The 22,122-nt window shown below is 42.6% G+C and carries 21 protein-coding genes and 1 pseudogene; 14 read left to right on the top strand and 8 right to left on the bottom strand.

Annotation, left to right across the window (positions count from 1 at the left end):
• Window positions 1–197 precede the first annotated feature (197 nt).
• Entirely contained in the window at window positions 198–539 is a 342-nt protein-coding gene (locus tag KNP83_RS13495) for a YolD-like family protein (protein WP_251139393.1), read from the bottom strand.
• 370 nt (window positions 540–909) lie between these two features.
• On the opposite strand from KNP83_RS13495, the gene KNP83_RS13500 reads away from it, so the two are divergent.
• The 3 genes and pseudogenes from KNP83_RS13500 to KNP83_RS13510 all read left to right on the top strand — a co-directional run.
• Complete coding sequence (locus KNP83_RS13500) at window positions 910–1,365, top strand: JAB domain-containing protein (protein WP_131486123.1); 456 nt, start codon at window positions 910–912, stop codon at window positions 1,363–1,365.
• A 752-nt stretch (window positions 1,366–2,117) separates the two neighbouring features.
• Complete coding sequence (locus tag KNP83_RS13505; RefSeq protein ID WP_214762935.1) at window positions 2,118–2,501, top strand: hypothetical protein; 384 nt, start codon at window positions 2,118–2,120, stop codon at window positions 2,499–2,501.
• Between the two features lie 195 nt (window positions 2,502–2,696).
• A pseudogene (locus KNP83_RS13510) lies at window positions 2,697–2,825 on the top strand (ATP-binding protein); the annotation flags it as partial.
• Window positions 2,826–3,203: 378 nt separating this feature from the next.
• Here the strand turns inward: KNP83_RS13510 and KNP83_RS13515 are convergent.
• The 3 genes from KNP83_RS13515 to KNP83_RS13525 form a co-directional block, all read right to left on the bottom strand.
• Window positions 3,204–3,596, bottom strand: a complete 393-nt coding sequence (locus KNP83_RS13515) for a FixH family protein (RefSeq protein ID WP_029336184.1) — start codon at window positions 3,594–3,596, stop codon at window positions 3,204–3,206.
• Between the two features lie 770 nt (window positions 3,597–4,366).
• Window positions 4,367–5,704, bottom strand: coding sequence for a murein hydrolase activator EnvC family protein (locus tag KNP83_RS13520; RefSeq protein WP_029336183.1), 1,338 nt, complete (start codon window positions 5,702–5,704; stop codon window positions 4,367–4,369).
• A 307-nt stretch (window positions 5,705–6,011) separates the two neighbouring features.
• A complete protein-coding gene (locus KNP83_RS13525) occupies window positions 6,012–7,553 on the bottom strand; it encodes an N-acetylmuramoyl-L-alanine amidase (protein ID WP_081828362.1) in 1,542 nt (513 codons plus the stop codon).
• 384 nt (window positions 7,554–7,937) lie between these two features.
• Between KNP83_RS13525 and KNP83_RS13530 the strand changes: the two genes are divergently transcribed.
• From KNP83_RS13530 to KNP83_RS13560, 7 genes are all read left to right on the top strand, one after another.
• Window positions 7,938–8,612: a thioredoxin domain-containing protein gene (locus KNP83_RS13530; protein ID WP_029595508.1), complete on the top strand. Its 675-nt coding sequence runs from the start codon at window positions 7,938–7,940 to the stop codon at window positions 8,610–8,612.
• On the top strand, window positions 8,609–9,028 hold the full coding sequence (locus KNP83_RS13535) for a disulfide oxidoreductase (RefSeq protein WP_029336179.1): 420 nt from the start codon (window positions 8,609–8,611) through the stop codon (window positions 9,026–9,028). Before KNP83_RS13530 ends, KNP83_RS13535 begins: the two co-directional genes overlap by 4 nt.
• 420 nt (window positions 9,029–9,448) lie before the next feature.
• On the top strand, window positions 9,449–9,787 hold the full coding sequence (locus tag KNP83_RS13540) for an ArsR/SmtB family transcription factor (protein WP_029336177.1): 339 nt from the start codon (window positions 9,449–9,451) through the stop codon (window positions 9,785–9,787).
• Window positions 9,788–9,810: 23 nt separating this feature from the next.
• Window positions 9,811–10,752, top strand: coding sequence for a cation diffusion facilitator family transporter (locus KNP83_RS13545; RefSeq protein ID WP_029336176.1), 942 nt, complete (start codon window positions 9,811–9,813; stop codon window positions 10,750–10,752).
• A 124-nt stretch (window positions 10,753–10,876) separates the two neighbouring features.
• Window positions 10,877–11,692 (top strand): ZIP family metal transporter, encoded by an 816-nt coding sequence (locus KNP83_RS13550; RefSeq protein ID WP_029336175.1) that lies wholly within the window; start codon window positions 10,877–10,879, stop codon window positions 11,690–11,692.
• Window positions 11,693–12,214: 522 nt separating this feature from the next.
• Window positions 12,215–12,907: an arsenic resistance protein gene (locus KNP83_RS13555; protein ID WP_260564226.1), complete on the top strand. Its 693-nt coding sequence runs from the start codon at window positions 12,215–12,217 to the stop codon at window positions 12,905–12,907.
• A gap of 212 nt (window positions 12,908–13,119) precedes the next feature.
• Window positions 13,120–13,971, top strand: a complete 852-nt coding sequence (locus tag KNP83_RS13560) for a cation diffusion facilitator family transporter (protein ID WP_214762936.1) — start codon at window positions 13,120–13,122, stop codon at window positions 13,969–13,971.
• 497 nt (window positions 13,972–14,468) lie between these two features.
• Here the strand turns inward: KNP83_RS13560 and KNP83_RS13565 are convergent, their stop codons facing one another.
• From KNP83_RS13565 to KNP83_RS13575, 3 genes are all read right to left on the bottom strand, one after another.
• Window positions 14,469–16,889 carry a heavy metal translocating P-type ATPase gene (locus KNP83_RS13565; protein ID WP_251136643.1) on the bottom strand — a complete coding sequence of 807 codons (2,421 nt, stop codon included), beginning with the start codon at window positions 16,887–16,889 and terminating at the stop codon, window positions 14,469–14,471.
• Window positions 16,882–17,247 carry an ArsR/SmtB family transcription factor gene (locus tag KNP83_RS13570; RefSeq protein ID WP_034781981.1) on the bottom strand — a complete coding sequence of 122 codons (366 nt, stop codon included), beginning with the start codon at window positions 17,245–17,247 and terminating at the stop codon, window positions 16,882–16,884. Before KNP83_RS13570 ends, KNP83_RS13565 begins: the two co-directional genes overlap by 8 nt.
• 79 nt (window positions 17,248–17,326) lie before the next feature.
• On the bottom strand, window positions 17,327–17,941 hold the full coding sequence (locus tag KNP83_RS13575) for a CadD family cadmium resistance transporter (protein ID WP_034781986.1): 615 nt from the start codon (window positions 17,939–17,941) through the stop codon (window positions 17,327–17,329).
• A 409-nt stretch (window positions 17,942–18,350) separates the two neighbouring features.
• Between KNP83_RS13575 and KNP83_RS13580 the strand changes: the two genes are divergently transcribed.
• Window positions 18,351–19,310: an IS30 family transposase gene (locus tag KNP83_RS13580; protein WP_114167461.1), complete on the top strand. Its 960-nt coding sequence runs from the start codon at window positions 18,351–18,353 to the stop codon at window positions 19,308–19,310.
• A 96-nt stretch (window positions 19,311–19,406) separates the two neighbouring features.
• Here the strand turns inward: KNP83_RS13580 and KNP83_RS13585 are convergent, their stop codons facing one another.
• Window positions 19,407–19,748: a YolD-like family protein gene (locus KNP83_RS13585; RefSeq protein WP_251139394.1), complete on the bottom strand. Its 342-nt coding sequence runs from the start codon at window positions 19,746–19,748 to the stop codon at window positions 19,407–19,409.
• A 371-nt stretch (window positions 19,749–20,119) separates the two neighbouring features.
• On the opposite strand from KNP83_RS13585, the gene KNP83_RS13590 reads away from it, so the two are divergent.
• From KNP83_RS13590 to KNP83_RS13600, 3 genes are all read left to right on the top strand, one after another.
• A complete protein-coding gene (locus KNP83_RS13590) occupies window positions 20,120–20,575 on the top strand; it encodes a JAB domain-containing protein (protein ID WP_034799670.1) in 456 nt (151 codons plus the stop codon).
• Window positions 20,576–20,966: 391 nt separating this feature from the next.
• Window positions 20,967–21,173 carry a hypothetical protein gene (locus tag KNP83_RS13595; protein ID WP_131444104.1) on the top strand — a complete coding sequence of 69 codons (207 nt, stop codon included), beginning with the start codon at window positions 20,967–20,969 and terminating at the stop codon, window positions 21,171–21,173.
• A gap of 167 nt (window positions 21,174–21,340) precedes the next feature.
• A complete protein-coding gene (locus KNP83_RS13600) occupies window positions 21,341–21,724 on the top strand; it encodes a hypothetical protein (protein ID WP_214762937.1) in 384 nt (127 codons plus the stop codon).
• Window positions 21,725–22,122: the final 398 nt, after the last annotated feature.

Here is a 22,122-nt window from a genome sequence, read left to right on the forward strand (position 1 = left end):
TGAAACCTTAATAAATATTTTCTATATGCCTATTCCAAGATATGTTTTTTGTGAAATTGTTCATTTGCATCAGATTAAAGCTTGAACAAAAGTTTTGAGATGCCAATTACAATTCATAAATTAACTATTTAGAAGTTTAAAAAGCCGAGGAGCGAAACTTCGTTTCGTGACGCAGACTTCAAACAACCATCAGGGCGTTAGTCCATCGACCGTTCCACGTGAATGATAGCCTCGAACGGCACATGGATGACCCCATCCCGCTGATTGGCCAGTTCGACGGTCCGCTCCAAATAGTTCGTTCGGTGCACGAACCCCTTGAACCGTTTCATCTCCCGCTCCTCCACATATTTCATCTCCACCATATTCCCGTTGAAGATCGCGTCATTCAGCACATTCTCATAGACCGATAGGACCTGTTCGTCGACATCGGGCATCTCGATCTTTTGAATTTCCTTATAGTATTTCGTCAGTAGGGCCCTATGTTCGGGCATGAGGAATGGGATCCATTTTAGCTCACCCCGGTCGCGATACATCGTCATAAAAAGCATCCTCCTAATAAAACGAACGTTTGTTCCTATTTTATACCCGGTTTATCTCGTTTGAACAGCCTTTTTCGTGATCGGTGTTCCATGCGTCCTGTTTCCGTACTCTAGCTCGCTGGTCGTCGGTGCAAGGGACGTCAAAAAAATGACGCGCCCTCCGGCCCGTCTTCCTCCGCTTTAGGCTCAAAGCGAGGCTTTTCGCTCGTTGGCTACGGAAGCCTGGACCTATGTGCGCTCTACGCATTTTTTTGAGGCTCTCCCTGCGGTCGCCCTTGCACCGTCTCCCGACGCTCGCTTCGTTCCCGTCAACAGGACGCACAACGGTGTTCGTTCTGAGGTCGGCTTATCCGAAAGGGGACAAACCATCATGGAACTATCGTCAATCATCGAGGTCATCCGTATCAAGCAAGAGGTTCGAGAGGAAATGGTTGCCCTCGAGCACGCCGTCATCCAATCACCTGACAATGCCCGACAAATCGGGGCATCGTTCATCGGGGACGATGACCGTGAAGTGTTCCTTGTCATCATGCTCAACACGAAGAATCGGGTTATCGGCGTCCATCGGGCGCATGTCGGAAGCGTCAATTCGAGTGTCGTCCACCCGCGAGAAATCTTCAAATGTGCGATTCTCAATAATGCCTCGTGCATCATCGCCTGTCACCAACATCCGAGCGGGGACCCGAGCCCGAGTCGGGAGGATATCCTCGTCTCAGAACGGTTGCATGAAGCGGGTGACCTCATCGGCATCCCGGTGCTCGACCATCTCATCCTTGGAGCGGACGAGTCATATGTCAGCATGAAACAGCGAGGTTACATGGGTTGAATGGAATGGAGTGGGGCCGGGGGACCGGTCCCGGTCCGTCCGGGAAGGGCAAGGACGAAAAACATACGTTTTTCTTTGAGAAGACGGGCGACTCGCGTTGCTCTCGCCTGGATCCATAGAGCGGGATCCGGAAAAGGGTCGTTTTCGCATGACGAAAACGAGATGGTTAGTGTGTGAAGATGGGACGTTATTTTGGTCTGTCGCATAATTTTTTTGATGAAATGGCAGAAGTGAAAAGAGCGTTTGTTTATTGAAAATGACCATGTTTTCTAAACAAGCCCTAGGGCTTGTTTGAAACAACACTAGGGCTTACGTGAAATTAGGCGAGATGTTGCTTACGTGGATGCGAGATATCATTAGGCTATCAAATGGAGAGGATGATTCAGATGGATAAATTCCAACTAGACCAACAGACGATGGACGAAATGACGGAGGTATTGCTACGCCGCCTACCGGATCGGTTAAACGTTAAGAACGGGGAATTTAAACTTGTGAGTATGGATATCCTATGTGATGTGAAAGAAGGGGAGTTATTGACAAGAAGCACAGTTTTTTTCACCACCAATACGCTTCGAACATATGGTCGACCGTAAGAATTTTCTAGATGTATACATGTAGATTTGTATACGTGTATACATGTATACGTGTATACATTTTTTTGAATGGGAATCGTTTCTACTAGTGTATGGATGAGGACTGAACTGTCTTTTTACGGGGAATCGTTCTATAGAGAACCGGAAGGGGGAGGCGTGATGGACGAGGGGCTGCTTGATGACTATGCGTTCGAAGGATTGGATCCGTTCGTCCGGACCGTGTTCTCGGAACTGATGGAACATCCCGAGTGGATGCGTGTCGTCGACAAGGAACATGGTGTCGAGAAGGTCGTCCGATTCGATGAAGGACGGAACTCGCCTTACTTCCGGGTGTTGATCTATCTGGATGCAGAAGAACGTCCGATCAAGATCGTGTATCTATATGGGACCTGGGTGGTGGAGGATGGAGACGTCAGCTTCGTCGTCTCAGAGCTATCCAAGGGTGTATTCGAATATGAGGTGATGCATGTCCATTGGCTCATCAAGTATCGCTTCGAAGATTGGGGCGTGTCTGAGGACGGGGCATGGGAGAAGGAATGGTGATTTGGGCTCATGCGTGAGCGTCTAACGCCTTGTGGCGAAGTCGCTCATCGCACCGCTGCCCCCCTGACGGCCCGATAACAAGAGCTGCTGGCTCACCGCCGCATCTCTATGTTCCTGGCCCTTTCTAACGGGAGGCACGGAGCGTAAGGGCAACGTCAAAAGCAAGAGCGTGGGCGCGTCTAACGCCACGCGGAGTGGCATTCGAATCTAGGACAGGCCCAAATCGCGGACGCAATTCTCGACAGGATCGTACACGACTCCTATAAAATCCTGGTCGATGGCGAAACCTCAATGAGGGAACACCACGGGCTAGGGATAAGCTAAGATCTTGGCCATCGATGAGTCGATGGCCTTTTTCTTCATATTGACTCGCTCAGTCGTCCGCACTAGTGGCTCTCTGTATCCGCAATACTCAGCAGGACAAAAAACGCATCCTTCGAGTTTTTGAGGATGCGTTTGAGCAATGTGACTCTATTTGACTCGCGTTTATATTCCTACATATAAGCATACAACTGATGGTAGTTTCCAAGGTGGAGCGACGGAATGGACGTGTCAGACATTGGAGCGGAAAGGATATATCATAAAATTGGTATTTTTCGAGCATATATCACAAGGTTGATGTTGTCGCGCGATTCAATAAAAACGAGTTTTTTCATCATGGATTAGCTCGTCTATATTATTAATTGTAATAATTAAAATTTATTATTTTACTAATATTTCGTTTTTGGGCATAGAATGATAGCTTCTTGCTGTCGTATGTGAATATATAAAGTATTTACCGGGCTCTTCAAAAATATAAGAAATTACATACAGTCCGTCTTGTTGATAATTGGCTTCAATTTTTTCGTGTTGGCTTTCCTCTTGGCCTTCTTTCCATATCTCGAATTCAACTTTATCCGCATCGTCTACTTTCTCGTTTCCTTGAGAAACAGTTGCTATAAGTTCAATAACTTCGTTTGCTTTTACTATTTCAGGATCTGTTTTAAATTGTACATCAATTAATTCTGGAATCACTTCAGGTCCATTATTGCTTACTGTACTTCCACAACCAGATAATACTAACAAAACAATCAACAGTGAAAAAAACCTTGCCATCTTTTTTCTCTCCTTTAAACGATTTAATATTAACATACACGAAAATGTGATGTATTGATTATTACATTAAAAGTGACCTGATCATGCAATCTTATTAGCTATCGAGCATAGACCCCATGTCACTTTTAAGGTTCAAGACTTTATAGAGCGTCGTATGCTCGATTGGTTTACTTTTCTATATAAAAAATAAAGAAATGTACATTTTATATATTAAGTTCAATTTTATATATTAAGTTCAAAAGATATTAATTGAACTTAATCCAAAAAGTTGGATAATGAAATAGATCATCTGGTGACTTCGACAACCTAGGTTTGAATTTGGACCTTCATATCCGTAAATTTATCATCGACCGTTAGACACGGCCTTAGTAACCTAAGGTTCGTCTCGACGTATATTGCCAGTTGAAGGTCATCAAAGGAGAGAAGAGTCTGTACTTCAAGATTGAATCGATTAAAGATTGTCTACCCATCCATATCGTTTTTAATATCTACATAGTGAATGTGTATGTCGCACCTGAGATTGTATTCCCCAGGCACTCGTAGGGGGGTGGGGGCACGAACGAAAGCTCATCCTAACTTTCTGAAGTTTTTCTTGCGAGTCAGTTAGCGTTTGGTCACCGAGACTTTAAAAGCTTTCGGACATAAAAATCGCCCCATAAAAATTAGATTATCAGGTCCAACTTTTACGGGGCATCTAATATTCTGTGGTCTAAATATTAAGTGATTTACTGAAGTAATTATATAGTGTTAAACAATTTCGCCTCTGAAATTCAGAAAAATTGGGATGGGTTGACTGTATTCCCTGCACTTGTAGCTGAGTACGAATAGTTTCCTCGATGGACTTCAAAGTGTAAATGAGAACCGGTCGAATTTCCGGTACTCCCCATCGCACCGATGTTCTGTCCTCGGGTCACACGTTGTCCGGCGGAAACGGACAATGAGCTCATGTGAGCATAAAGGGTAGTCCAAACTTGACCGCCTATGACATGCGTAATGATGACATGATTTCCATAAGGTCCACCCCAGCCTGCTCGAGTTACAGTTCCTGTTTGAGCAGCCATAATAGGAGTTCCTACTGGTCCAGCTGTATCTAGTGCATTATGGAAGCTGTAGCCATTGGCCCCGCCTGCTGGACCCCATCCTTGGGTTACGATACCTGAGGTTGGACGTTGAAAAACTCCGCCACTTGTTGGAGAAGCGAGTGAATCCGTAGTCTTTGAAGTGTTTACCACTTTCTCAGAGTTTGGTGATTTTTCGAGAGAGGCTTTATTCTCGCTGATTTCATTTTTTTCGGCACTTTTTGCTTCTGCAGCTTTACGCGCAGCCTCTTTGGTACGAATTTTAGCTTGTTCTTCAAGCCTTTGGGCTTCAATCTCTGCTTGAATTGATTTTTCTTGTTCTTGAAGCGTCGATTCCATTTGTTGCAAGCTTACCAATTTAGATGTGAACTGGATTTTTTCGGCCTCTAATTTTTTTATTTGAGCAGCCCGCACTTTAATTTTGCCGTTCAATTTTTTCTGACTATTCTCTAGCTCTTCTTTTTGACTAATAAGCTTATCTTTTTCAGTGTCCAATTCAGCTTTAGCAATTTGAAGCTTATTTTTTGTTGATTGATATTCTTTGAAAAGTTCTTGATCATTTTCTTGAATCGTCCCTGCGGTGATCATGCGTGAAACCAGATCACCAAAGTCTTTTGAACCAAAAATAAATTCAGCCCAGTTTATAGAAGAACCACCGTTTTTTTGCATCGTGACCATGCGTTCTTCCATCAATGTCTTTTGAGAGCTCATTTTTTTCTGGAATTCTTTAATTTGAGTTTGAATCTGAGCAATTTTCTTTTGGGTTGTCCGAATTTCAGCCTTCTTCTGGGTGACCTCATTGATAATATCCTGTAACTCGGATTCCAAGTCATTCAGTTTCTGTTCTTCGAGTGTGATATCTTGTTCACGCTGCTGAATTGACGTATTAGCTTTACGTTGCTCTGTAGAATTTTGCGCTTGCTTCTGCTGGATATTTTTTTGTTTTTCAGTCAAGTTTAAAGCGTAAGAAGGGGATGCGCTTTGAACTAACATAACACCAAGTAAAGTTGAAGCTATAATTTTTTTCATGGTAAACAATGTTGTTGCCTCCGTAACTTATCTCTATTATAAAAAATGCGTTGCTGGATAAAAGTATTCGTATCATGATTAAAACTCGAACCGGAATCATTGTATCAATATTACTTCACCATCTATATTTCTATTTCTTTTCATTTCTATGTCAGTTGTTCTTTTGAGTTTATTGTCATTCGAGTATATCAAGAGAAATACTTATAATGCCATTTTGATGAGGAAATGAATGATGACCACTGAATTTAGGACATTTTGTCTCAAATTCAGTGGTCAAATCGTTTGTTAGTATTTGTTTGGTGTTTATTTAGTAGTAACTCTTCATAAATTTATCAATTCCTTTGGCGGTTGCTTTGATCATGTTACTTCCCGACATATAGGAGCGATCTACTGAGTTAGCAATAAAGCCATATTCGATGAGAGTAGAAGGTACCGTGTTTCTTCCTACCACATAGACATCTTGTCGCTTAACGCCTCGATTTTTAAAATCTGGAACGTTCATGGCGATTTCTTGATTAATTACTTCACCTAATCTGCGGCTAGCGTTCGCATATGGATTTGTGGTGTACGCGCTAGAAGTAGGGACGAGTGCTTCATGACCTGTAGCGAAAGAAGGTGAAGAATTAATGTGGACGCTTATGAAAGCGTCAGCATCAAGCCTTTCTGATAGATTGGTCCGCTCAACAAGTGACAAGTATCTATCATTTGAGCGCGTTAGTTTCACTTCATAAAGCTCATAGTTTTTCTTTAGTTCGTCGGCCACACGATTAGCAATGTTTAGGGTGAGTACTTTTTCTTGAACTGTACCGTTTGAAGTCACTGCACCAGCATCTCCCCCACCGTGTCCAGCGTCAATTAAAATCACGTGTTTGTTAGCTGGAATCACCGGTGATTTTATAGGAGTTTTTCCGGTAAATGGTTGCACAAAACCAGATGATACGTAACCGACTTGATTGTTATATCGCACCTTGTACCAACTGGCGCTTTTCGATATGACAGAAATCGAAGTGCCTGAGGGAATTGTTGTCAAAATAGATCCGTAACGACTCGCTTGGTTACGTAAATTAAGATTTTCGATAGTAATATATGTTGGATAAGTGGATAAAGAATCCCCCGGTGCCACTTGCACTATATAATGTCGAGCAGGTGTGAATCCTGTAATACCGTTATACATAACTTTTAACCAAGAACCCGTTGTGCCCGATTTTCCTAGTACAGTCACTTCAGTAGATGCTGGAATCGTAATAAGGACCTTTGAGTTCACTAAAGACATGCTTGAGCGAATCTCGGTCGTTTGCTTACTTCGTGACTTCATAGCCGAGGGCGATATGGTTACATACTGACTTGCCACATAGCCTTGAGTCCCATTGTATGATACTTTATACCAAGGGCCTGAGGCAGCATGGTACATTAGTGGGCTGGACTTTGGGATAGTCATTAAAACGGGTGATTTGACAGATGGGCCCTTACGCAGATTTAGTGAAGTTTTAGTTTTATATATTGTGTTTATTGAACTGACTGAATTTTTAGGTATAGGTTTTGGCGTCACGTACTTCGTTGAGACATAACCGATTTTTGAATTAAATGAAACTTTAAACCAGGATTTATCTTCTCCATATACACCTATCTTCTTAATGGTTTTTCCTTTTGGAATCGTCAAAAGGACTTTGCTTTTTGAAGAGAACGAGGAACGCAAATTCAAATTTTCAGTTGTTATGAATAGAGATTCCTCTGCATGTACGACGTTTAGGACGTTAACACTAGTTAAAAGCTTAAAGGGATAGAAAAAAGAAGTTAATAAAGCCAAGGAAATTACTAAGCTTATTCGAAATTTATGTTTAGACTTCATAATAGACTCCTCATATGTAGTTTTTTTGGTTGTAAAGACCCATGAATGGTTTTTTACTATCTGTATGGTACTTATCCTTTAAATATTAGTCATTCTATGCAACGATTATTGGCTTTCGTCTATCTACAGTTAAAAGTTTTCTTGCCCTGTTTTAAAATGCACTATTATTAAGGGGAATAGACGTATTTTAAGAAATAAATTGGCCCTCCTTTCATCTGCATAAAAGTTTAGTTGCATGAATGTGTTAGAATGTAACTTGTTTGACTCATAGATTTCGTTTTTAGAAGTCCATGGATTCAATGTTGAAAAACTAAGGATACTCTAGTATTTTTAGCTATAATTCTGATAAAAGAAATAACGAATTTATAAAAGAGGTGAATTGTTTTGAAAACTAATCAACTATTGACTATTTTTACATCCGTATTAGTAATTGCAGTCTTAGCTTTTTTATTTTTAAATGATCAAAGTTCCGAAAAATCAAAGACTAAAATTGTTCAAGATGAAAAGATATCAGTTAATAATCAACCTACAATAGGTAAAAAGGAAGCGCCGATATCAATTGTAGAATTCGGAGACTATAAATGCCCTTCGTGTAAAGAGTGGGGTGAAACAATCTATCCTCAACTTGTAAAAGATTACATTGAAAGTGGGAAAGCTTCCTTTAGTTACATTAATGTTTTGTTTCACGGAGATGAGTCCACTTTAGCTGCCCTTGCATCAGAATCTGTTTACAAAAATCACCCAGAATCATTTTGGCAATTTCACAAAGCTATTTATGAAGCTCAACCTGACGTGCAAATACACGATAATCCATGGGTTACGGTGGAGAAAATGGAAGAGATTGCGACGAAGACTGTCCCTTCTCTAGATTTAAATAAATTTAGAGAAGACCTATCAAGTCGTTCTTCTAGATTAGAATCAGTTAAAATGGATGCGGCGCTCGTAGAAAAATACAATGTTACACTGACCCCGACGATTGCAGTTAATGGGGTCATCCTTGAAAATCCATTCGACTATACCTCTATAAAAAAACAAATTGAAAAGGAGCTAACCCAATGAGCGCTTCAGTAATAAACCGATATGGACTGTACCTCGCCTGGGTTGTTTCAATTACTGCAGTACTTGGAAGTCTATATTTTAGCGAAATTCGTGGTTTTATACCTTGTGAACTCTGTTGGATTCAACGTATCTTTATGTACCCAATAGCTTTGATTCTTGCAATTGCAGTTTTCAGAGAAGATAGCTCAATCAAATTTTATGTTCTCCCTTTATCAATAATCGGATTCTGTATCTCTTTTTACCACTATCTTGTACAAAAGGTGCCCGGCTTTTCGGAAGTCAGACCATGTGAACAAGGAGTTTCCTGTAATGCACAGTACATTGACTGGATGGGTTTTATCACAATTCCGTTTTTAGCGTTGACCGCCTTTTTTCTGATTACAGTCATTCTTGGACGAATCAGTACCAAACAGTAGTTTTTGATTTGGATTTGAAAAATGAAGAACTAATTGTATCAAATTGGTATGCTTACTAAAAAACAGCTTTGATTTAGAAAAACATGAAAAGCTTTTTGAAGTTGGAAAATAGATTAGACAATACCCAGTAAATAATTCAATTGACGTTTTCTTAAAACGTTAGTGTACTATATTGATTTTTTGAAAAAGCGTGACTACCTATCGAGTATGAGATCTAACTAGCTCTCTAATAGGTAGTTTTTGTATGGCTAAAAATAAGAAATAATCGCAAAACCAGAGAAAGTATCTCAAATCTTCAAGTATGTAGAGCTGATAGAATAAATGTTTTTTAAATTAAGTGTTGACGGCACAGCAAAAGTCTAATAAGTTATATATGAACATATGAACATGTATAGTTATCATGAGCGGAGGTACTGACTTATGGATGAACCGATTGAAGATACTACAGAAAATGAAATAGAAATAGGGGCGCAGATTGACGATGAGACTCTATTTATTGTATCTCAGACGTTCAAGGCACTTAGTGACCCGACAAGAATTAAAATATTAACCCTGCTATGCACAAAGGAACATTCGGTCAACGGAATAGCTGATCTTCTTAACTTAAGTCAATCAAACGTGTCTCATCAGCTACGTTTTTTAAAAAATCTTCGACTTGTCAAGTTTAGAAGAGAAGGAACTACTCTATTTTATTCAGAAGATGATCACCATGTCATGAACTTACTAAGACAGGCGATTGAGCATGCGAAACACCACTAAATATAGTAAGGAGAGTTAATCTTATGGCACATAATCATGCACATGATCATTCTCATACCTCTAACAAAAAGATTTTGATCATTTCATTCTTTATTATTTCGGCATACATGGTTGTAGAGGCGATTGGAGGGTACCTTACAAATAGCTTAGCACTTTTAGCGGACGCAGGTCACATGCTTAGTGATGCGGCTTCGCTCGCTATTGCATTACTTGCCTTTAAATTAGGTGAACAAATAGCGAACAATCGTAAAACGTTCGGATATAGACGCTTCGAGATTCTAGCAGCTGTTTTAAACGGGGTCACACTCATACTGATTTCCATATATATCTTTTATGAGGCCATCAATCGATTTATTCAACCACCTGAGGTCGCATCCGTAGGAATGTTAATTGTTAGCAGTATTGGCCTTGCTATAAACCTTCTTGTTGGATGGATTATGTTAAGAGGTGCAGACGTAGAACATAATTTGAATATGCGAGGTGCTTATCTACATGTTGTAAGCGATACGTTGGGTTCAGTCGGTGCAATACTGGCAGCGCTTCTTATCATGGCATTTGGATGGAACTGGGCAGATCCGCTCGCAGGAATCATTGTAGCGGGACTTGTTTTACGAAGTGGTTATTTCGTGACGAAATCCGGATTGAACGTATTAATGGAAGGTGCACCACAAAACGTTGATGTCGAAAAGGTTCTTCAAGTCATTCACAACAAGGAGGGGGTACGGAGTATACACGACTTTCATCTTTGGAGTATCACAAGTGGAATGAATGCACTCTCATGTCATGTTGTCGTTGATGGTAATTTACAAATCTATGACAGTGAGAATCTACTTCAAGAAATTGAACACGATTTAGCACATCTGAACGTTCAACACTCTACGATTCAATTCGAAACTCTTTCTCATCCTCACAGCGATGAATTGCTTTGCAAACTGAAGGTAGGGGAAGTAGTGCATCAACATTAAAAAAATCACCTGTTGAGTAGGATTGACAATCAAGAGGAGGAGACAGCAATGCTGATTTTGGATAATAGTTACTTAATTTTGAGCATGTATAGAAACTCGATTTTTGGCAACGGAGTTTTGATAGATGATTGAATATATTTCTTCGTTAGAACCCCTTACTCAAGCATTGCTGGGTACTTTATTCACTTGGGGGATGACGGCGCTTGGTGCCGCGTTAGTGTTTATGACAAAATCAATGAATCAAAAGCTAATGGATGGGATGCTCGGTTTTGCTGGAGGAGTAATGATTGCCGCTAGTTTTTGGTCATTACTCTCACCTGCAATTGAGATGGCGGAACAAGATTCTCTTCCGGCGTGGTTACCAGCTGCAATCGGTTTCTTACTTGGAGGATTCTTTTTATCAGGTGTTGATAAAGTGATTCCACATCTGCATCCCACTTCACCGATGGATGAGGCTGAGGGTATAAACCCTAAGAAGAGAAAGCGGAGCACGTTACTGGTGTTAGCAATAACATTGCATAATATTCCAGAGGGACTTGCCATAGGCGTTGCATTTGGAGCAGTTGCAGCAGGATTCCCTTCATCATCAATCACGGGAGCTATCGCGCTGGCAATCGGAATCGGCATACAAAATTTCCCTGAGGGTGCTGCTGTGTCAATGCCATTGAGACGAGATGGATTATCTCGTCGTAAAAGTTTTTTCTATGGCCAGTTATCTGGTATGGTTGAACCGTTCGCGGCGTTGGTAGGAGTAGTAGCAGTACTCATAATGGAGCCTTTACTTCCGTTTGCGCTAAGCTTTGCTGCAGGAGCAATGATTTTTGTTGTAGTGGAGGAGGTAGTCCCAGGATCTCAAGAAAATGGAAACAAGGACTTGGCTTCTGTTTGTTTAATGTTTGGCTTTACAATCATGATGATTTTAGATGTGGCTTTAGGCTAAAATAATTATTTTTTTAATGGTTATCACTTTATTTTTTGACTGATATATATTCAAGATACTAACTATATTCGGAAGTGTAAATAATGAGCCTTAATTATATTTACTTTCAGTCGGTATTTTTACTGTTGGATAAATAAAAATACTAGAAGAAAAAATATAAAACCTCTTGCCCTGGCAATTAAAATCGTGGAGTTATCTATTTCATTCTGAAATTTCCTGAAAATTTTGGGGGTGATTTTGATAGAGAAGGAAAGCAAATTCGGAATTCAAGTGCTAGAGAAGGTGGAAGCCCACCAAGTCAGTATATACATCATTTTTTTGATGTTGGCAGTAATCTTTGGTCTATTGAATACAGAAGCTGTATATCTCGATATTTTTATTTCTCCCCTTTTAGGAGTTTTGATGTATGGGATGTTCGTTCAAATTCCGTTTCTGAAATCGAATGGATCTGCTACAAACATGAGGTTTGTGGTAGCTCTTTTATTAGGAAATTTTGTTGCCGTTCCTTTAATAGTTTAGGTTTTGGTTATCATATTTCTTCAAGATTCATCACTAATGCTGGGGGTGTATTTGGTGTTGTTAACACCGTGCATCGACTATGTGATTGTTTTTACAAAGATGGGAAAGGGAAACGAATCAATATTGTTAAAAGTAACACCGATTCTTTTAATTTTACAGACGATATTCTTACCCATATATTTATTCGTATTATTAGGAGAAAAGGCTATTAGTATCGTTAGGATGGGTCCATTTCTAGATGCATTTCTATTTTTGATTTTTATACCGCTTCTATTAGCGATAATGACACAATTGTGTTCTAAAAAGAGTTCTTTAGGTAATCGTATCATGAAAATGCCGCCATGGATTCCCGTTCCATTTATGTCTTTTGTACTTTTTGTGGTAGTTGCCTCTCAAATTAGGGAAGTGTATAGTGACCTCGGGACATTAATAGATGTAATACCAGTTTATATTTTATTTCTACTTATCATACCATGGGTGTCAAAGTCCCTTGGTAAGTTGTTCAAACTAGATATTGCTTCAAGAAGAGCAATTACATTTAGTATGGGAACAAGGAATTCACTTGTAGTTCTTCCATTAGCATCTATATTACCAGAGCCCCTATCAACACAAGTAGCTGTAGTGATCATTTTACAGACCGTTACCGAATTGTTCGGAGAAGTCTTATATATAAAATTAGTGCCTAAATGGTTCTAACAAATTAGATACATGTATTTAATTTCGCTTTCAAAAATTACGTCCTTCGATTGTTTATTAAAATATTAAGAACTGCGCTTAAGTTCTCAAGTATGCGTTGTTTACAATCAATAGGCAAAGAAATTTATTATATTGCAGAACGCTAGAGACCAGTATTATTCTAACAACTAACCTTTTTAAGGATGGACTACCAAGTGAGGAGAGATCGAACAATGGCGAGTACTGATAAGGCATCAAAAAATATCAAACTAGCATTTATAATTAATCTTGTTTTCTCGATTGGTGAATTTATCGGGGGATTTTTGATTAATAGTGTTGCAATCATGTCGGACGCCATTCACGATTTAGGTGATGCTCTTGCATTGGGCCTGTCCTGGTTCTTACAAAAATTTTCGAACAAAAAACCCGATCATAACTTCACTTTTGGATATAATCGTTTTTCCCTTTTAGGAGCATTAATAAATGCGACAATATTAATAATTGGATCTGTATATATTTTTACTCAAGCAATTCCTCTACTGTTTGAACCGGAGCATTCTAATGCACAAGGAATGATTTGGTTTGCAATTTTTGGTGTGCTTTTAAATGGTTTTGCGGCATTCCGTCTACACAAAGGAAAATCAGTAAATGAGGGAGTACTATCTTGGCACCTTTTAGAAGATGTTTTAGGTTGGATTGCCGTTCTTGTAGTAGGGATAGTTTTACTCTTCAAGGATATACATATACTTGACCCCATCCTATCAATTGCTATTGCGTTGTTTATATTAGTGAATGTGTTTCGTAATTTAGTTAAAACAATGAAAATACTTTTAGGTGCTGTCCCTGATGGTATTGACATCGATGAGGTGAAGCAAAAGATTGAAGGTATTGAAGAAGTGATTTCTGTTCAAAACCTATATGTCTGGTCAATTGATGGCGAAGATAACGCCATGAATTTACACTTAATAGTAGAAGAGATGAATCTAAAGGATTCAACTATTGTTAAACAAAAAGTCAAAGAAGTGACTTCAAAACTAGATGTTAAACATTCTACAATAGAGTTAGAATCAAAAAAACACAACTAAAGAAATAAGTCATCCTTGCACCAAATCCACACTGAGGTTCGACATATGAGTAAAAATTCTATACTTCATACCGTCTGATACCAATAAATACTTTTCTACGTGCAAGGAAACTGAATATCGAATGAGGGTATATTTAGAAACCCCCTCATTCGTTTTTTTTTTGAACACTATCGAAATTTCGTCTCTTAAAATAGGATGTATTCGAATGAATGAATGATTCCAAAACGAACGTTCAAATATTTAGATTTAATTGTCATAGTTTAGTAGACCTATCGACCGGATTTTCTTTCCATACTTCGGAGAATATTCCGGTCAATGAATAAGGTTCGGCCTCGATTAAAACTGTCTGATGATAAAAAAGCTGACAATGAAACCTAAAAAGATGACTCGGGAACAATACCGAAGTCATCTTAAAGCCGTCTTAAAAAACAGAGATCATTTATTTTTATCATACCCAGTACAAATTCGAGGATATAAAAATGAATATTTTTGTTTTTTTATTCTTTGACATTCATCAGTCTTAAACTGTTCAGTGCTACCAGAAGAGTTGCCCCCATATCGGACATAATAGCTATCCATAGGGTGAGCCAGCCCGGGATGACCAAGAGTAATGCAATCGCTTTGATACTGATAGCGAACGCGATGTTCACTTTGATAATATTTAGGGATTTTCGGCTCAATTTTATCGTAAACGGTAGTTTGCTCAAATCGTCGCCCATCAGGGCGACATCTGCTGTTTCCAAAGCGGTATCCGTTCCAGCACCACCCATGGCAATTCCAACAGTAGAGGCAGCGAGTGCCGGAGCGTCATTTACGCCGTCCCCGACCATCGCGACATTGTCGTACTCAGCTCGCAAGCGTTTAATGACATTTAATTTATCCTCTGGCATCAATTCTGCCTGGATTTCGTTGACGCCGACCTGCTGGCCGATGGCCTGACCGGTCCCTTTGTTGTCGCCCGTCAGCATGATTGTCTTCTTGATGCCCATTTGATGCAGCTTCTGGATGACTTCCTTGCTGGATTCACGGACTTCATCCGCCACGGCAATGACCGCGAGGATAGTTTGTTCCGTTCCGATGATCATGGCTGTCTTGCCCTGATTTTGAAGGGCTGTTACATTTTGTTCCAAGTTCTCATCGGCACTTGCGGCGCCCAGCTCGTTGAAGAGGATCGGGCTGCCGATATAGTACGTGGTTCCTTCGACGGTTCCTTTAATCCCTTTGCCGGTAATGGATGAGAAGTCCTCGACCAAGACCGAAGAATAAGAAATATTTTCTGCATCCGCTTTTTTCATGATGGCCGAAGCAAGGGGATGCTGTGAGCGGTACTCCAGTGCTGTGACGATAGAAAGCAGCTCTTTTTCACTGATTCCCTTGTTCAGCACTTCAAAGTCCGTGACAACCGGAACCCCTTTGGTCAAGGTGCCGGTCTTGTCAAACGCGATGGCTTTCAGCGCGCCCATTTCTTCCAAATACACGCCGCCTTTTACCAAAACGCCTTTTTTCGCTGCGTTCCCGATAGCAGATACAATCGAAATCGGAGTCGAAATGACCAAAGCACACGGGCAGCCTACGACTAGCACAGCCAATCCTTGGTAGACCCAGGTTTCCCAGCTGGCATCAAACAGAAGGGGAGGAACGATGGCTACAAGCGCAGCAACGACCATGATAATCGGTGTATAATATTTGGCAAATTTATCGACAAACGCCTGCGAAGGAGCCCGTTCGCCTTGTGCTTCCTCAACCAGGTGGATGATTTTCGCAATGGTTGTGTCTTCAACCAACTTCGTGACTTTGACTTCGAGCAAGCCTTCTTCATTCAGCGTGCCCGCGAAGACGTCATCGTTCACCGTTTTGGCGACCGGCACGGATTCCCCGGTGATCGCCGCCTGATTGACCGCCGAATAGCCGTTGGTCACCGTGCCGTCCATGGCAATCTTCTGTCCGGGTCTGACAATCATGGTGTCGCCCACCACAATGTCGTCCACCGAAATCAGCTGTTCCTGGCCATTCCGCCGGACGAGTGCTTCTTTCGGGGCAATGTCCATCAACGAACGGATGGATTGGCGGGCACGGTCCATGGAATAGCGTTCCAGTGCTTCACTGATCGCAAAGAGGATGACCACGATAGACGCTTCCGCCCATTCGCCGATAAAAGCCGCCCCGATGACGGCAACGGTCATGAGGGTTTTCATGTCGAAATCCAGGCGTATTAAATTCTGGAAACCGACTTTGAAGAGCGAGTACCCACCAATGACAATGGCTGCCACGAATAGGAGGGAGGTTATCAAATTTTCTTCTCCATTAACGTACTGGGAAATGTACCCGAAAACGATCAACAGGGTGGAGTAGAGCAAAGTGCTATGTTTTTGGTAGAACGGCACGTTGTCCTCTTTTTTGACTGTCACTTTTTCGGCTTCCGTTTTCGAACCAGCTGGCCGACCTGTAATTTCAGGAGCGACCTTCAGGTTTTCAAACGCCCCGGCTTTCTCCAATTCTTCGACGGTGGCTGCCCCGTAAACGGAAATCTTTGAAGCGCCGAAATTCACTTTGGCATCTTGGACACCGGGAAGCTGCTTGACGTTGTTCTCGAATTTCCCGGCGCAGTTGGCGCAGGTAAAGCCTTCGACCCGGAAAACGTTTTTGTCCTCTTTAGCCACGTTCACTTCCGGGAGCGACTGACGTTTCGGTTTTTCCGGTGCTACTTTCAAATTCTCGAAAGCGCCAGCTTTTTCCAGTTCCTCGACCGTTGCTTCGCCGTAAACGGAAATTTTCGAAGCGCCGAAATTCACTTTCGCATCCTCAACACCGGAAAGGTTTTTGACGTTCTTCTCGAATTTTCCGGCACAGTTGGCGCACGAAAATCCTTCCACACGGTAGACTGTTTTTTCTTCTTCTATCTTTGCTTTCTCAACCAACTTCAACAACCCCCTTCTGATGAGCGAAGGCCACTTGAACCAGATGTTTCACATGTGCATCATCCAACGAATAATAGACCAATTTGCCTTCTTTGCGGTATTTCGCCAACCCCATATTTTTTAACAGGCGCAGGTGGTAGGAAGCCGTCGCTGTAGAAGAGCCGATGATATTGGCGACGTCGCAAACACAGAGTTTGTCCTCCAGCGATAAGGCATAAGCGATTTTGATTCTCGTATCGTCGGACAATGCCTTGAAAATTTTCGCGACTTCCAACGGATTTTGCTCTGCAAGCTGTTGCTGGACTCGCACAACTTTTTCTTCGTCCACACACAAAATTTCGCATGTATCTTTGCTCATTTCATTTTCCTCTTTTCATCAAATAAATAGGTTGCAGTAAGTTTTTCTTCTATAGGAACAGAGCATGTGAAAAATCATTTCAGCTCACCAGTCTCCAAAGGAATCGAAAGGTTCCGTTCTCCATCATGATCAAGATGCCGAGTCCGATGAAGACAATCGGTACAATCCAGCGTTCCCATTTCTCAATCGTTTCAGAGACCGACTTAACGGATGCCAAACGGTAACTAAGGTAACACAAAATCGCGACCATGACGGCAAAGACAATAAGCATCACAACGGTTTCACTCAGATTCAAAGTTGAGAAATAGGGTATGTAGACGCCGATGTTGTCGCCGCCAGCCGCCAATGTAATGACTGTGACGGTTACAAACAAGCGATTGGATTTTCCGGAAGATAATCGGGACAGGATATCCTCTTCGTCGTTTTCTTCTTCCTCTTTAAACCACACTTTGATTCCTAGGTAAATCGGAATGAGTCCGAGCAACCCGACCCAATGTTCCGGAACGAAGGTAAGACCGGATGCAGCCAATAGACTGACACCAACCAATAGGGCTGTCCCCAAATACTGGCCGATGACAATGGATTTTAATTGGCCGGATTTTTTGGTCTGTGAAAACAAAATCAATAATATGATGACGTAATCAATGCTTGTTGCAATATAAGCTGCAATGGCGGAAAAAATAGTGGATATCAACATCACCAACTCCTTTGTAAATCCGAGCTTTAACGAATACTTTACTGTTAGTTAAACATTCAAATGAATGTTTGATTAAAGCAAGTGTATAAATATTTCGCTGGATTGTCAATCAAATGTTCAAACGAATGTTTAAATGTTATGTTTTACACGCTAAAACCTGTAGGAAAGGGAAACAATAAATACAGAATAAGCTTTTAAGGGTTCCACCAGATAAAGGTTTACATATGAGATATTATCGGAAGAGAGGAAGCCCAAAAGCTTCTTCTCTTTTCTACTTAAATTCAATTAACACAAAAAAGTTTTCAAAAACGCCGATTGTAAAATTAAGCTAGACAATTGAAAAAGCCATTCGTGGTGCACTCACAATGTATTTTCCGACCAAAGAAAAACATAGGAGTGATTACGAATGACCTACACCCATCTTACCACGGATGAACTGGTGATGATAGAATCCTACCACCGCCAAAATATACCTGTAGCGATCATTGCTAAGTTGATGAACCGTTCCAGGCAGCCAATCTACAACGTCATCAATTTCCTGAAATCAGGACATACAGCGCTCGACTTCTACACGCAATACAAGAAAAATAAGAAACGCTGCGGCCGGCGGAAGATTGTCCTGCCGAAGAAACAAGTGGCCTATGTTCAAGACAAGGTGGCGCAGGGCTGGACGCCGGATGTCATTGTCGGCCGGGCAGAAACGGCCATCGATTGTTCCGCGCGCACCATCTATCGCATGTTCAAAAATCAGGTCTTTGACGCCGCCACGCTGCCGATGAAAGGAAAACGGAAACCCAATGGACACCAGGAACGCCGGGGAAAGCAGGCGTTCAAACGCCATATTTCCGAACGGGAAGCCGACAACCCGTCGTTCAAAAAAGAGTTCGGGCATATCGAAGGCGACACCATTGTGGGTGCCCGCCACAAAAGTGCGGTGATCACGCTGGTCGAACGGCTGACGAAAGTCATCATCGCCCTGAAGCCTGCAGGACGCAAGGCTTGCGATATTGAAACTGCGTTGAACCAGTGGTTCCAAGGGGTCCCGAGAAATCTGTTCAAATCCATCACGTTTGATTGCGGCAAGGAATTCTCTAATTGGAAACCGTTGTGCAACCGGCACGACGTCTCGATTTACTTTGCGGATCCTGGCACGCCTTCTCAGCGCGCCTTGAATGAAAACTCCAACGGGCTCCTGCGGAAAGACGGCTTGGCAAAGGAAATGGACTTCAACCAGGTGGATCAAACATTTATTTCGTCGGTGGCCGACAAGCGGAATAACATCCCAAGAAAGTCACTGAATTACCGCACACCGTTGGAGGCATTTTTGAGTCACCTGAATGGAGTCGATCTGTCTAGCTTAAATTGACAAACGGAATGATTTAAAGATATCAGTGTACTGCAACTTTTAACTGATACATCTATAAAAGCAGCAAAGGATTTTTCGTCAGCAACCGCCAGGGCGTTAGTCCATCGATTGTTCCACGTGAATGATTGCCTCGAACGGCACATGGATGATCCCGTCCCGCTGATTGGCCAGCTCGACGGTCCGCTCCATGTAATTCGTCCGGTGCACAAACCCCTTGAATCGTTTCATCTCCCGATCCTCCACATATTTCACCTCCACCATATCCCCGCTGAAGATCGCGTCATTCAGCACATTCTCATAGACCGATAGGACCTGTTCATCGATATCTGGCATCTCAATTTTTTGAATCTCTTTATAGTATTTCGTCAGTAGCGCCTTGTGCTCGGGCATGAGGAACGGGATCCATTTCAGCTCACCCCGATCGCGATACATCGTCATCACAATCACTCCTTTTTATAAAACGAACACTTGTTCCTATTTTATACCTGATTTGTCCCGTTTGAACAGCCTTTTTCATGATTGTTGATCCCTGCGTCCTGTTTCCGTACTCTAGCTCGCTGGTCGTCGGTGCAAGGGACGTCAAAAAAATGACGCGCCCTCCGGCCCGTCTTCCTTCGCTTTAGGCTCAAAGCAAGGCTTTTCGCTCGTTGGCTACGGAAGCCTGGACCTATGTGCGCTCTACGCATTTTTTTGAGGCTCTCCCTGCGGTCGCCCTTGCACCGTCTCCCGACGCTCGCAACGAATCCGTCAACAGGACGCACAACGGTGTTCGTTCTGAGGACAGCTTATCTGAAAGGGGACAAATCATCATGGAACTATCCGCTATCATCGAGGTCATCCGTATCAAGCAAGAGGTTCGCGAGGAAATGGTCGCCCTCGAGCACGCCATCATCCATTCACCGGACAGCGCCCGACAAATCGGGTCATCGTTCATCGGGGATGACGACCGTGAAGTGTTCCTCGTCATCATGCTCAACACGAAGAACCGGGTCATCGGTGTCCACCGGGCGCACGTCGGGAGCGTCAACTCGAGCGTCGTCCACCCACGGGAAGTCTTCAAATGCGCCATCTTGAACAACGCTTCGTGTCTCATCGTCTGCCATCAGCATCCGAGCGGGGACCCGACCCCGAGCCGGGAGGACATCCTCGTCTCCGAACGGTTACATGAAGCGGGGGACCTTATCGGCATCCCGGTGCTCGACCATCTCATCCTCGGAGCGGACGAGTCGTACGTCAGCATGAAACAGCGAGGTTACATGGGTTGAACGGAATGGAGTGGGGCCGGGGGACCGGTCCCGGTCCGTCCGGTAAGGGCAAGGACGAAAAACGTGCGTTTTTCTTTGACGAGAGGGGCGACTCGCGTTGCTCTCGCCTTGATCCATCGAGCGGGATCCGGGAAAAGGTCCGTTTTCGCATGACGAAAACGAGATGGTTCGTGTGTGAAGGTTGGACGTTGTTTTGGTCTGTCTCGTAAGAAGATTGTTTGATGAAGTGTCAGGAGTGAAAACATGGTTTATTTATTGAAAATGACCATGTTTTCTAAACAAGCCCTAGGGCTTGTTTGAAACAACACCAGGGCTTACGTGAAATTAGGCGAGATGTTGCCTGCTTGGGTGCGAGGTATCATTAGGCTATCAACAGGAGAGGATGATTCAGATGGATAATTTTCAACTAGACCAACAGACGATGGACGAGATGACGGAGGTATTGCTTCGACGCCTTCCTGACCGGCTTCAAGAAGATTTTGACGACTTAAAACTTGTGAGCATGGATCTTCTTTGTGACGTGAAGGAAGGAGAACGCTTGACCCACCTCACCGTCTTTTTCAATACCAATATGATTCGACGAAATCGTCGTACATAAGAAAAAGGAGTCATTGTATACATGTATACATGTAGATTTGTATACGTGTATACATGTATATGTGTATACATTTTTTAAAAGTCTTCATTTCTGTAGGTTCATGAACAAGGACTGAACTGGCTCTGGAGGGGGAATCGTTCTATAGCGAAGCGGAAGGGGGAGACGTGATGGACGAGGGGCTGCTTGATGACTATGTGTTCGAAGGATTGGATCCGTTCGTCCAGACCGTGTTCTCGGAACTGATGGGACATCCCGAGTGGATGCGTGTCGTCGACAAGGAACATTGTGTCGAGAAGGTCGTCCGGTTCGATGAAGGACGGAACTCGCGTTACTTCCGAGTGTTGATCTATCTGAATGCAGAAGAGCACCCAATCAAGATCGTGTATCTATATGGGACATGGGTGGTGGCGGATGGGGACGTCAGTTTCGTCGTCTCAGAGCTATCCAAGAGTGTATTCGAATATGAAGTGATGCATGTCCATTGGCTCATCAAGTATCGCTTCGAGGATTGGGGCGTGTCTGAAGACGGGGCATGGGAGAAGGAATGGTGATTCGGGCTCATGCGTGAGCGTCTAGCGCCTTGTGGCGAAGTCGCTCATCGCACCGCTGCCCCCCTGACGGCCCGATAACAAGAGCTGCTTTAAAACGCATCTCTATGTTCCTGGCCCTTTCTAACGGGAGGCACGGGGCGTAAGGGCAACGTCAAAAGCAAGAGCGTGGGCGCGTCTAACGCCACGCAAGGAACACCATTCGGCTGAATGGTGTTTTTTCATGTACATGGATCATCCTCATCTAGTGTACTGTCTATAAATAAAAAAGACATCAGCTAACTTGGCTTTTAAAAAGTCAGTTAGCTTGATGCGATTTTTATGAGCTGAGCTTGCTTGTTTTTTATTTTCGTCACGTAAGGCGAGAAACGGGTTGAACCCATATAGTGATCTTGCTCCGA

It is taken from the genome of Exiguobacterium sp. s146 (genome assembly GCF_018618415.1).
Taxonomy (GTDB): Bacteria; Bacillota; Bacilli; order Exiguobacteriales; family Exiguobacteriaceae; genus Exiguobacterium.